Source organism: Pseudomonas sp. FA-1, from assembly GCF_056856075.1.
Map to the genome: position 1 here is coordinate 74,262 of NZ_JBWXTH010000005.1, position 13,637 is coordinate 87,898.

Consider the following 13,637-nt stretch of genomic DNA (forward strand, 5'->3'; position numbering starts at 1 on the left):
AGGCAGCACCGTGATCATCACCGATGGCAATGGCAACCCCATCGGTGAAACCACCACCGACGGCAACGGCAACTGGACTTACACTCCGACCACACCGCTGCCGGACGGCACTGTGGTCAATGTGGTGACCAAAGACCCGGCTGGCAACACCAGCGGGCAGGGCAGCGTCACCGTCGATGCCGTTGCGCCTGACGCGCCGGTGGTCAACCCAACCAATGGCAGCACCATCAGCGGCACCGCTGAGCCAGGCAGCACCGTGATCATCACCGATGGCAATGGCAACCCCATCGGTGAAACCACCACCGACGGCAACGGCAACTGGACCTACACTCCGACCACACCGCTGCCGGACGGCACCGTGGTCAATGTGGTGACCAAAGACCCGGCTGGCAACACCAGCGGGCAGGGCAGTGTCACCGTCGACGCCGTTGCGCCTGACGCGCCGGTGGTCAACCCAACCAATGGCAGCACCATCAGCGGCACCGCTGAGCCAGGCAGCACCGTGATCATCACCGATGGCAACGGCAACCCCATCGGAGAAACCACCACCGACGGCAACGGCAACTGGACCTACACTCCGACCACACCGCTGCCGGACGGCACCGTGGTCAATGTGGTGACCAAAGACCCGGCTGGCAATACCAGCGGACAGGGCAGCGTCACCGTCGACGCCGTTGCGCCTGACGCGCCGGTGGTCAACCCAACCAATGGCAGCACCCTGAGCGGTACCGCCGAGCCGGGCAGCACGGTGACCCTGACCGATGGCAACGGCAACCCGATTGGCCAGGTCACCGCCGACGGCAGTGGCAATTGGTCGTTCACGCCGAGCACGCCATTGCCGAACGGCACCGTGGTCAACGCCACCGCCACCGACCCGTCGGGCAACTCCAGCGCGCCAGCCAGCACCACCGTGGATGGCGTCGCGCCAGCGACTCCGACCGTGAACCTGAGCAACGGCAGCAGCCTGAGCGGCACTGCGGAGCCGGGCAGCAAGGTGATCATCACCGACGGCAGCGGCAACCCTATCGGCGAAACCACGGCCGACGGCAGCGGCAACTGGACCTATACCCCGACCACGCCGCTGCCCAATGGAACGGCCGTCAATGTGGTGGCCCAGGACGCTGCAGGCAACACCAGCCCAGCAGCTACTGTCACCGTTGACTCCAGCGCACCGGCCGTGCCCGTAGTCAACCCAACCAATGGCACTACCTTGAGCGGTACCGCCGAGCCGGGCAGCACCGTGACCCTGACCGATGGCAATGGCAATCCGATTGGCCAAGCCACCGCCGACGGCAGCGGCAACTGGTCGTTCACGCCGAGCACGCCGTTGCCCAACGGCTCCGTAGTCAACGCCACCGCCACCGACCCGACGGGCAACACCAGCGGGCAGGGCAGCGTCACCGTCGATGCCGTGGCTCCAAGCGCACCAGTGCTCAATCCCAGCAACGGCACCACCTTGAGCGGCACCGCCGAGCCGGGCAGCACCGTGACCCTCACCGACGGCAACGGCAATCCGATTGGCCAAGCCACTGCCGATGGCAGCGGCAACTGGTCGTTCACACCAGGCACTGCGCTGCCTGACGGCACCGTGGTCAACGCCACCGCCACCGACCCGTCGGGCAACTCCAGCGCGCCGGCCAGCACCACCGTGGATGCCGTCGCGCCGGCAGCGCCGGTGGTCAACCCTACCAATGGCAACGTGATCAACGGGACCGCCGAGCCTGACAGCACCGTGACCCTGACCGATGGCAACGGCAACCCCATTGGCGAGGTGACTGCCGATGGCAGCGGTAATTGGACGTTCACCCCGGCCACGCAATTGCCGAACGGCACCGTGGTGAATGCCACGGCTACCGATGCGGCCGGCAACACCGGCCCGCAAGGCACGACTACCGTGGACAGTTCGCTGCCATCGATCCCGCAGGTCGACCCGAGCAATGGTTCGGTGATCAGTGGTACCGCCGATGCGGGCAACACCATCATCATCACCGACGGCAACGGCAACCCGGTCGGCCAAGTCACCGCCGATGGCAGTGGCAATTGGTCGTTCACGCCAGGCGCACCGCTGCCCGATGGCACTGTCATCAACGTGGTGGCGCGTAACCCCGCCAACATCGACAGCGCCCCGGCCGTCATCACCGTCGATGGCGTAGCGCCTGACGCACCGGTCGTCGAGCCGAGCAATGGCGTGGACATCACCGGTACTGCAGAAGCCGGTGCAACCATCCTGCTCACCGACGGCAACGGCAACCCGATCGGCCAGACCACGGCCGATGGCAGCGGTAACTGGTCGTTCACCCCAGGCACTCCGCTGGCCAACGGCACCGTGATCAATGCTGTGGCCCAGGACGCTGCTGGTAACAGCAGCGGCCCAAGCTCCATCACCGTGGACAGCGTTGCCCCGGCCGCACCCGTGGTCAACCCAACCAACGGTGCTACCTTGAGCGGTACCGCTGAACCAGGCAGCACCGTGACCCTGACCGATGGCAACGGCAACCCCATTGGTGAAACAACCGCTGATGGCAGTGGCAACTGGTCGTTCACTCCAGCCACCGCGCTGCCTAACGGCACCGTGGTCAATGCCACGGCCACCGACCCGACCGGCAACACCAGCCCGCAAGGTTCCACCACGGTGGACTCGGTCGCGCCTGCGGCGCCTGTGGTCAGCCCGACCAATGGCGTCCTGGTCAGCGGTACCGCGGAACCGAACAGCACCATCACCCTGACTGATGGCGCCGGCAACCCGATCGGCCAGGTTACCGCCGATGGCGCCGGCAACTGGAGCTTCACGCCGGCCACTGCGCTGCCCAATGGTACGGTGGTCAATGCGACGGCCACCGATGCTGCCGGCAATGTCAGTGTCCCGGGTACCACGACCGTGGATACCTCGGTACCCAACGTCCCACAGGTCGACGCCAGCAATGGCGTGATGATCAGCGGTACCGCCGATGCGGGTAGTGTGATCATCATCACCGACGGCAATGGCAACCCGATCGGCCAGACCACTGCCGACGGCAGCGGCAACTGGACGTTCACCCCGAGTACCGCACTGCCCGATGGCACGGTCGTCAATGTCGTGGCGCGCAATCCAGGGAACAATATCGATAGCGCCCCGGCCAGCATCACCGTGGACGCCGTGGCGCCCGCCGCGCCGGTCATCGAGCCGAGCAATGGCGCAGAGCTCAGCGGTACCGCCGAACCTGGCGCCACCGTGCTGCTTCTGGACACCAATGGCAACACGATTGGCCAGGCGACCGCCGATGGCAGCGGTAATTGGTCGTTTACCCCGGCTACGCCATTGCCTCATGGCACGGTGGTCGAAGCCGTGGCCCTGGACGAGGCGGGCAACACCAGCTCGCCAGCCGCCGTCACGGTCGATGCCGTGGCACCGGCTGCTCCAGTGGTCAATCCGAGCAATGGCAGCACCATCAGCGGTACCGCCGAGCCTGGCAGCACCGTGACCCTGACCGACGGCAGCGGTAACCCGATTGGCGAGGCCACTGCCGATGGCAGCGGCAATTGGACCTTCACGCCGGCCACCGCCTTGCCTGATGGCAGCGTGATCAACGCCACCGCAACGGACCCAGCCGGCAACACTGGCCCGCAGGGCTCGGCTACCGTGGATGCAATCGCGCCAGCCACGCCTACCGTCAACCTGTCCAAGGGCGACACCCTCACCGGTACTGCCGAACCGAACAGCAAGGTCATCCTCACCGACGGCAACGGTGACCCGATTGGTGAAGCCACGGCCGATGGCGCTGGCAACTGGAGCTTCACCCCGACGTCGCCGATCCCCAATGGCACTGTCGTCAATGTGGTGGCCCAGGACGCTGCCGGCAACGACAGCCCGCCGGCGACCGTGACCGTGGACGCCAGCGCGCCACCTGCGCCAGTGATCAATCCGAGCAATGGCACGACCATCAGCGGTACCGCTGAAGCTGGCGCCACCGTGACCTTGACCGATGGTGGCGGCAATCCGATCGGCCAGGTCACTGCCGATGGCAGTGGCAATTGGTCGTACACTCCTGGCAGCCCGTTGCCAAACGGCACCGTCATCGTGGCCACTGCGACCGACCCGACCGGTAACACTGGGCCGCAAGCAGCAACGACCGTGGACGCGGTAGCGCCGGCAGCCCCGGTAATCGCACCAAGCAATGGCACGACACTCAGCGGTACTGCTGAAGCCGGAGCCAAGGTCATTCTCACCGATGGCAATGGAAACCCTATCGGTGAAACCACGGCCGATGGCAGCGGCAACTGGTCGTTCACGCCGAGCACCCCGTTGCCCAACGGCACCGTAGTCAATGCCGTAGCCCAAGACCCGGCCGGCAACACCGGCCCACAAGGCAGCACCACGGTGGATGCTGTCGCACCGACAGCGCCAGTGGTCAATGCCAGCAACGGCAACGTGGTCAACGGCACCGCCGAACCGAACAGCAGCATCACCCTGACCGATGGCAACGGTAATCCGATTGGCCAAACCACCACCGACGGCAGCGGCAACTGGAGCTTCACGCCGGGTACGCAGCTGCCCAATGGCACCGTGGTCAACGTCACGGCTACCGATGCGGCAGGCAATGTAAGCGTTCCAAGTACCACCACGGTCGATACTTCGCTGCCGTCGATTCCGCAGGTCGATCCGAGCAATGGCTCGGTGATCAGCGGTACCGCCGATGCGGGCAACACCATCATCATCACCGACGGCAATGGCAACCCGATCGGCCAGGTCACCGCCGATGGCAGCGGTAACTGGTCGTTCACCCCCGGCACACCGCTGCCGGACGGCACGGTAGTCAACGTCGTAGCCCGCAACCCCGGCAACGTCGACAGTGCCCCGGCCGTGATTACCGTGGACGGTGTGGCGCCTAACGCGCCGGTCGTCGACCCGAGCAATGGCACGGAGATCAGCGGCACCGCCGAAGCCGGTGCCACTGTCATCCTCACTGACGGCGGCGGCAACCCGATCGGCCAGACCACCGCCGATGGCAACGGCGACTGGAGCTTCACACCCACCACGCCGCTGGCCAACGGCACCGTGATCAATGCCGTGGCCCAGGACCCGGCCGGCAACACCAGCGGCCCGACCAGCGTCACGGTCGATACCGTGGCGCCGCCTACGCCGATCATCAACCCGACCAATGGTGTGATCATCAGCGGTACCGCCGAGGTAGGGGCCCAGGTGACCCTCACCGACGGCAACGGCAACCCGATCGGCCAGGCCACGGCCGATGGTTCCGGCAATTGGAGCTTCACGCCAGGCACTCCGCTGCCCAACGGCACCGTAATCAATGCGGTGGCCCAGGACCCGGCCGGCAACGTCAGCGGCCCGGCCAGCGCCACAGTCGATTCGGTGGCACCTGCAGCGCCCGTGCTGGAACCTACCAACGGTACCGTAATCAGTGGTACCGCCGAGGTAGGGGCCCAGGTGACCCTCACCGACGGCAACGGCAACCCGATCGGCCAGGCCACTGCCGATGGTTCCGGCAACTGGAGCTTCACGCCAGGCACCCCGCTGCCCAACGGCACCGTAATCAATGCGGTGGCCCAGGATGCGGCAGGCAATAGCAGTGGCCCGGCGACCACCACGGTCGACTCCGTGGCACCGGCCACGCCGACGATCGAACCGACCAATGGGGTCGTCATCAATGGTACTGCCGAAGCGGGTGCAACGGTCATCCTGACTGACGGCAACGGAGCCCCGATTGGCGAGGCGACTGCAGACGGCAGCGGCAACTGGACATTCACCCCGGGTACGCCGTTGTCCGACGGCACCGTGGTCAACGCAGTGGCCCAGGACCCGGCCGGCAACACCAGTGGCCCGGTCAATACCACTGTCGACGCAGTGGCGCCGCCAACACCCGTGGTCAACCCGAGCAATGGCAGCGTCATCAGCGGTACCGCCGAAATCGGCGCCACGGTCGTCCTCACCGACGGCAATGGCAACCCGATCGGCGAGGCGACCGCCGATGGCAGCGGCAACTGGAGCTTCACCCCTGGCACGCCGCTGCCTGATGGCACCGTGGTCAACGCGGTGGCGCAGGATCCGGCCGGTAACACCAGCGGCCCGGCCAGCACCACGGTCGATGCGATTGCGCCTTCGGCACCGCTGCTGAGCATCAGCGCCGACGGGGCGCTGCTGACCGGCACCGCCGAGCCCAACAGCCAGGTGCGCATCGTGGTCGCTGGCGACACCGCCAACCCGATCACCGTGAACGTCGATGGCAACGGCAACTTCAGCCTGCCGTTCGCACCACCGCTGATCACCGGCGAGCTGTTGTCGGCGGTTACCGTGGACGCCGCGGGTAACCTCAGCGGCCCGACCACGATCAACGCGCCGGACCTGGCACCGCCGACCCTCACCGTGCCGGAGGCGGCCGATACCTGGATCAATGCAGCCGAAATTGGCGATGGCATCCAGGTGGATGTGGCCGTGCGCCCTACCATGCAGGTTGGCCAGGTGGTCACGGTCAAGTTCGCCGGCCAGAACGGCTACGAAGCCGAGGTCAGCCATACCCTTACCGCAGGTGATATCGCGGCGGGCAACGTCACCTTGACGCTGACGCCTCCCGGTGGCCAAGGGCCGTTCCCGGAAGGTGCCTCCACAGTCACGGCCGATATCAATGGCGGAACCGCATCGACACCGGTACCGTTCACCATCGATACGGTTCCGCCGGCTACCCCTGTGCTGTCGTTGGTGGGCAATATCCTTACGATTTCCGCGGAGCCGGGTACTGAGCTGACGGTCACCGTTAATGTAGGAGGGGTAACCGCAACGGCCACGGTCACTGCCGATAACAGCGGCTTGGCATCGCTGAACTTGCTGACCGATCTGGATATCGACTTCAGCTGGGACCAGTTGCTCAACGCCCAGGTTTCGGTGGTTGGTCGTGACCCTGCCGGCAACCCGAGCAACGTGGCCTCCATCGGCGTGGGTACCAGCATCGAACAGCCGGTGACCATCGGCAACTTCGGTGTGGATGTCAGCCTCAACCCGCTGAGCCCGCGCTTCGGTTTCAGCGGCACCACCGAGCCTGACTCCAGCGTGGTCATTCGCGTGATCACGCCGGCATTGAACGTGGAGCTGTTGCCGATCCAGGCGGATTCGAGCGGCAACTTCTCCTTGAACCTGCTCAGCCCGACCGTGCTTACCCAGCTTGGGCTGAATATCACCGACATCCTCAACCTCGGTTCGCAGATCTCGTTCAACCTGGTATCCACCGACTCCAACGGCAACGACAGCGCGGCCTACGGCATTACGCTCAGCCCTAACGGGTTGTCGCTGAACATCGGTCAGATCGATGTCAACGGTACCTCGGGTGACGATGTACTGTCCGGTGCCGATGGCAGTTCCGAACACATCAATGGTGGCGATGGCAGCGACCTGATCTTCAATGTCGGCACCGGTGACCAAGTGGTAGCGGGCAACGGTAACGACACCATGCAGATCACCGCGACCGACTTTGTCAGCATCGATGGTGGCGCTGGGTTCGACACACTCTTGCTCGCCAACGGCATCGACCTGGACTACAACGGCGCAGGCGTCGGCACGCTCAGCAACATCGAGCGCATCGACCTGGGCAAGGGCGACAGCGGCAGTGTGCTGACCCTGACGGCGGCGGAGGTCGATGTCATCACCGATGCCAATAACACGTTGCAGATCACCGGTGAAAACAACGACACCCTGAACGTGGTGGGAGCGGTCAATACCGGCACCACCCAGTTGATCGACGGTGTGACCTACGACGTCTACACGTTCGGTAGCACGACCCTGTTGATCGAGGACAACACCGTTCAGGTCGTGGTCTGATGAAACGAGCCGCGCAGTCCCGCAAGGGGCGGCAGATGGTGAAAGGAGTCGTCTGGCTCCTTTCACTCGGCCTGCCGGTGTTGACGTCGGCCATGTCCCTCGACCAGGCGGTACGGTCGGGGCTGGCCATTCACCCGGACGTGCGTTCGGCCATCGCCGAGGCCGAACGCGCCGGCACCGAGGTGAAGATTGCCAAGGGAGGCTATTACCCGGCCCTGTCGATGTCCGGCGGGCCACAGGAATTCGATTTCGGTGAGGTCGTGTACGACGTCACCGTGTCCCAGATGCTCTACGACTGGGGCCGCGTGGGCAGCAAAGTCGATGGTGCCAGTGCCACCGAGCGCAAGCAGTTGGAGGCGGTGCGGGTAGCCCAGGACGATGCGGCCCTGGACATCATCGAGACCTACCTGGACGTATTGGCCGCCACTCAACGGGTGGAAGCCGTGCGCCAGCATATCCAGCGCCTGGATGGCGTCCGCCAGATGACCCAGGACCGTGGCGGCGACGGCTATGCCGATCGCAGCGAACTGGATCGCGCCAACCTGGAGCTGGCCCGGGCCCAGGAGCAGTTGTCGCTGGAAAAGGGCACCCTGCAGGACGCCCGCAACCAGTACGACATCCTGGTCGGGCAACCCCCAGCGGACCTGGAGGAGCCGCAACCGATGTCCATGCAGCGGTACCTGGCTGCCAGCGACCTGAAGCAGGTCATCCGCGACTCGCCCTTGCAGCGCAAGGCCGTCGAGGACGCCAATGTGGCCGAGGCCCAAGTGCGTGAGGCCAAGGCCTCGCTTTTACCACAACTGAACCTGGAGGCATCGGCCTTGCGCCGTGAGGTGGGTGGGCATCTGGAAAACGACTCGGTGGTATCCCTGCGCTTGCGCATGGACACCTTCCAAGGGCTTTCCAACTTCCAGCGTCCGACCGCGGCCCAGCAGCGCCTGGAGTCGGCGCGCTGGACCGCCGATGCCATGCAACGCGATATCCGCAGGCAGTTGCAGACCTTGTTCGACACAGGCGAGACCCTGCGTTGGCGTGAGCAGTCGCTCAGCCAGCAGGTGACGGAAGCGGAGCAGGTCGCGGGGTTGTACCGCGAGCAGTTCGAGGTCGGTCGGCGCGACGTGATCGACTTGCTCAACGTGCAGCGCGAGCGCTTCGAGGCCGAGCGCCAGTTGATCAACCTGCATTTCGAACAGAAGCGAGTCGAGTATCGGGCCGCCGCCCAGGTCGGTTGGCTGGGCCCATTAGTGGAGGGGCGTTTGAATCATGGACATCGATACCAGCCAAGCGAAGGTCGTGACGTTGCCGGTGGACAACCATCAGGACCCGTTGCGTCAGGGATTGCTACTGCTGTGCCGGCAACTCGGTCGTCCACTCGGTGATGCCGAACTGGTCGACGGCATTGCCCTGGAACAGGGGCAGTTGCCCCTGAACAAAGTGGTACGGGCGCTGCGCCGTGCCGACATTGTCGCCCAGGTGGTCGAGCAGCCCCTGCGGCAGATGGACGACTACCTGCTCCCGGCGTTGCTGCTGCTGGGCAACGGCCAGACCGTGCTGCTGGTGGGGCTGGACGATGAGCATGCGCGGGTGCTGGTGCCGCAGAGCAATGGCGGCGCCGAGCGCATGGCCCTGGCCGAGCTCGAGGCGCTGTACAGCGGCACGGTGGTGTTCGCCAAGTGTCGGTTCCGCCCTGACGGTCGCATCGGCGACTACGCCAAGGCGCCGGGTGAGCACTGGTTCTTCGGCCCGCTGCGACGGCTGTGGCGCTCCTACACCGAGGTGGCGTTCGCCGCCTTTGCGGCCAACCTGCTGGCCATCGCCTCGGCGTTGTTCGCCATGCAGGTGTACGACCGGGTGGTCCCCAACGGCGCCTTCGACACCTTGTGGATCCTGGCCAGTGGCGTGATGGCGGCGATCGTCCTGGACGGCGTGTTGCGGATCCTGCGCGGGCACCTGTTGACGGTGCTGGGCAAGCGCCTGGACCTGCAATTGTCGACCCTGCTGTTCTCCCGCGTGCTGAGTACACGCCTGGCGGCCAAGCCGGCCTCGATGGGCGCGTTCAGTACCCAGGTGCGCGAGTTCGAATCGGTGCGTGAGTTCTTCACCTCCTCCAGCGCTGCGTTGATCAGCGACATTCCCTTCGTGGCGATCTTCCTGTTGATCATCGCCCTGGTGGGTGGGCATGTGGTCTGGGTGCCGCTGGTGGCCTGCGTGTTGATGGTGTTGCCGGGGCTGTTGACCCAACGCGTGCTCGGCTCGCTGTCGCGGCAGAACCTGCGTGAGGGGGCAATGAAAAACGGTGTGCTGCTGGAGGCTTTCGAGCACCTGGAAACCGTCAAGGCCACCCGTGCCGAAGGGCGTTGCCTGCACCAGTGGGAGACCCTGACCGGCGAGCTGTCGACCACAGCCCTGCGGACCCAGGCCCTGGTCAGCGTCTTGAGCTACACCTCGAGCATCATCCAGCAGCTGTGCTACGTGGGCGTGGTGGTGTTCGGTGTGTACCGGATCAACGACGGGGCGATGACGGTCGGTGCCTTGGTTGCCTGCTCGATCCTGGCCTCCCGGGCGATTGCGCCATTGTCCCAGGTGGCTGGCATCCTGGGCCGTTGGCAGCACACCAAGGTGGCCATGGAAGGCCTGGACCAGTTGATGTCAGCGGACCAGGAGCGCCCCAGCGGGCAACGCTTCGTGCACAAGGAACGCCTGGCCGGGCACTACCAGCTCGAAGGCGTGCGCCTGGCCCATGGCGACAGCCCTCCGGTGGTGAATGTACAGGCGCTGACCATCAAGGCCGGCGAGCGCGTGGCCTTGCTCGGTGGCAACGGCGCGGGCAAATCGTCGCTGTTGCGCCTGCTCAGCGGGTTGACCAGCCCGCAAGCGGGGCGCCTGTTGCTCGACGATGTGAGCTTCGGGCAGATCGACCCGGCCGACCGTCAACGCGGTATCGGCTACCTGCCCCAGGATGTGGCGCTGTTCCACGGTACATTGCGCGATAACCTCAACCTGGCCAATGCCGCACTGCCTGACGAAGACCTGCTGGAGGCCCTGGACGGCGTCGGGCTTGGCCCGTTCGTGCGGGGCCATGCCCTGGGGCTGGACATGCCGATCCACGGCAATGCCAGCCTTTCGGGTGGTCAGCGCCAGGCCGTAGGGTTGGCCCGGGTGCTGCTGCAGGACCCTTCGATCGTGTTGCTCGACGAGCCGACCGCGGCCTTCGACCAGGCCAGCGAACTGCAGGTGGTCAACTACCTGCAGCGCTGGCTGGGCGGCCGCACGCTGATCTTGACCACCCACAAGAAAAGCATGCTGGCCCTGGTGGACCGTGCCGTAGTGCTGCGCCAGGGGCAGGTCGTGATGGACGGCGCCGTGCAACAAGTGGTGCAAGGCAACCAGGTCCAGGTCTCACCGGTCGAGGAGCGTGCCCATGGGCGTTGAAACGAAGAGCCTGCCGTTGCGCAGGCAGCTGGAAGATCCCTTGCTGGCCACCACTCACCCGACCTATCGGCCGCTGCTATGGACGCTGCTGGGCACGTTGGTACTGTTCATCGCCTGGGCGGCCTGGGCAGAGTTGGACGAGGTGACCCGGGGCGATGGTCGTGTGGTGCCGTTCAGCCGCATCCAGAAGATCCAGAGCCTTGAAGGGGGCATTCTCGACCGCCTGCTGGTCAACGAGGGCGACCTCGTGGAAGTGGGGCAGCCGGTGGTGCAGCTGGATGAAACGCACTTCCTGACCAACTACCAGGAATCGGCCAACCAGTCCCAGGTCCTGCGTGCGGCGATCGCCCGTCTGGACGCCGAGGTGCTGGGCAAGGACCGCATCGAGTTTCCCAGCGACATCGACGGCAAGAGCCCGCTGGCACGTTCGGAGCAGGAGCTGTTCGCCTCGCGTCGGGCCAAGTTGCACGAAGGCACCCGTGCCGTGCAACAGCAGATCGGCCTGGCCCAGCGCCAGCTGAACCTGGTGCGGCCGTTGGTGGAAAAGCGCGCAGTCAGCCAGATGGAGGCGCTCAAGCTCAGCCAGGATATCGCTACCCTGAGCGGCAAGCTCACCGAGCTCAAGAACACCTACTTCCAGGAGGCTTACACCGAACGCGCCGACAAGAAGGCCCAGCTGGCCCAGGTGGAGCCGATCGTGCAGCAGCGGCATGACCAGTTGCGCCGCACACAGATCCTGTCGCCGGTGCGGGGGAGGGTGAACACGGTGCTAATCAATACCCGTGGCGGTGTGATCAAGCCGGGAGACCCGATCATGGAGATCATCCCGGTAGAGGACCGGTTGCTCGTCGAGGCCAAGATCAAACCCCGGGATGTCGCCTTCCTGGTGCCAGGCATGGAGGCCAAGGTGAAGATCACTGCCTATGACTACAGCATCTACGGCGACCTCAGCGGCACCTTGGAGCAGATCAGCGCCGACACCATCGAGGAGGACACGCCCCATGGCAAGGAGTCGTTCTACCAGGTGCTGATCCGCACCGATGGCAGCCAGTTGACCCGAGGTTCTCAGGTGTTGCCGATCATCCCGGGGATGGTCGCCGAAGTGGACATCCTCAGCGGCAAGCGGACCGTGCTCAACTACCTGCTGCGGCCATTGATCAAGGCGCGGTTGTACTGACCTGTGAGATCGAAGCTGTCTCGACGCACGCCGTCCCTCTTGACGAAGCCCCGGTTCCCTGTTTTATTGAAACCGTTTTCATAACCCTGCCCACATAAGCGAATACAAGAAGGTCATCGGGTGGACAAGACGCTTTCCCAAGCCCGCACGCGGGTCACGATCAGTGAAGTGGCCCATGCTGCCGGCGTTTCCAAGGCCACGGTCTCGCGCTATATCGGCGGCGACCGGCAACTGCTGGCCGATGCCACCGCCCAGCGCATCGAGGCGGTGATCGAGCAGCTCGGCTACCGCCCGAACCGCATGGCCAGCGCCCTCAAGCGCGGCCGTACGCGCCTGATCGGCATGCTCCTGGCCGATATCCGCAACCCCTATTCAGTGGCCGTGATGCACGGCGTCGAGACGGCCTGCCGCGAGCATGGCTACAGCCTGGTGGTGTGCAACACCGACTGCGACGATGCCCAGGAGCGCCAGCACTTGCAGGCGTTGCAGGCCTACAACGTCGACGGTCTGATCGTGAACACCCTCGGCCACCACGCCGGCGAGCTGGCTAGCCTGGCCCAGGAACTGCCCATGGTGCTGGTGGACCGCCAACTGGCCGAGCTGCAGACCGACCTGGTGGGCCTGGACAACGCCGATGCCGTCGAGCAGGCCCTGGACCATCTGCACGCCTGCGGCTACCGCGACATCCTCGCCGTCAGCGAACCCCTCGACGGCACCAGTTCGCGGCAGGAGCGGGTGGCCGCTTTCCAGGCCTCCATCGCCCGGCGGTCCGGGTTGCGCGGCCAGGTGCTGGAAGTGAGCGCCAATCTGCCTGGGCAACTGGCGGCGTTCCTGGCTAGCGCTGGCCATGGCCCCCAGGCCCTGTTCAGCTGCAACGGCGTGGCGACCCTGGAGGTCATGCGTCACCTGCATGGGCGTGGTGAACAGCTGTTCCAGCAGCTGGGCTTGGTGGCCCTCGACGACTTGGACTGGTACCCCTTGGTCGGTGGCGGTATCACTGCCTTGGCTCAGCCCACCGAACGCATCGCTGCCGCAGCGGTCCAGTGCCTGCTGGAGCGGCTGCAAGGCAGTCAATTGCCGGCGCGTCGGCTTGACCTGCGCGCCCAGCTCATCGTGCGAGGCTCCACCCCGATACGCAATTGAATGCAGCGCGGCCCGCGAGTCGCGCTGTTTTTTGCGCGGAAATGAAACCGGTTTCATCTGACAAGAACAAGGACAACG

4 protein-coding genes and 1 pseudogene are annotated in these 13,637 nt (G+C 65.3%); all 5 read left to right on the forward strand.

Features of this window, described 5'->3' with window-relative positions; translation table 11 throughout:
- A partial coding sequence (locus AC1MHZ_RS11045) for an Ig-like domain-containing protein (protein WP_482966346.1) occupies window positions 1-7,807 on the forward strand: 7,807 nt, incomplete at its 5' end.
- A pseudogene (locus AC1MHZ_RS11050) lies at window positions 7,807-9,075 on the forward strand (TolC family protein); the annotation flags it as partial. The gene AC1MHZ_RS11045 and the pseudogene AC1MHZ_RS11050, both read left to right, overlap by 1 nt.
- A complete protein-coding gene (locus tag AC1MHZ_RS11055) occupies window positions 9,071-11,239 on the forward strand; it encodes a type I secretion system permease/ATPase (protein WP_482966347.1) in 2,169 nt (722 codons plus the stop codon). The pseudogene AC1MHZ_RS11050 and the gene AC1MHZ_RS11055, both read left to right, overlap by 5 nt.
- Window positions 11,229-12,416 carry a beta-barrel domain-containing protein gene (locus AC1MHZ_RS11060; protein WP_084858277.1) on the forward strand — a complete coding sequence of 396 codons (1,188 nt, stop codon included), beginning with the start codon at window positions 11,229-11,231 and terminating at the stop codon, window positions 12,414-12,416. The genes AC1MHZ_RS11055 and AC1MHZ_RS11060 overlap by 11 nt, the downstream gene beginning before the upstream one ends.
- Before the next feature lie 120 nt (window positions 12,417-12,536).
- Window positions 12,537-13,559: a LacI family DNA-binding transcriptional regulator gene (locus AC1MHZ_RS11065; protein WP_482966348.1), complete on the forward strand. Its 1,023-nt coding sequence runs from the start codon at window positions 12,537-12,539 to the stop codon at window positions 13,557-13,559.
- Window positions 13,560-13,637 lie beyond the last annotated feature (78 nt).

What these genes read in the sequence shown, in the direction of transcription:
- AC1MHZ_RS11060 (WP_084858277.1), top strand. Translation starts at nt 11,229, where the DNA reads ATGGGCGTTGAAACGAAGAGCCTGCCGTTGCGCAGGCAGCTGGAAGAT.
- AC1MHZ_RS11055 (WP_482966347.1), top strand. Translation starts at nt 9,071, where the DNA reads ATGGACATCGATACCAGCCAAGCGAAGGTCGTGACGTTGCCGGTGGAC.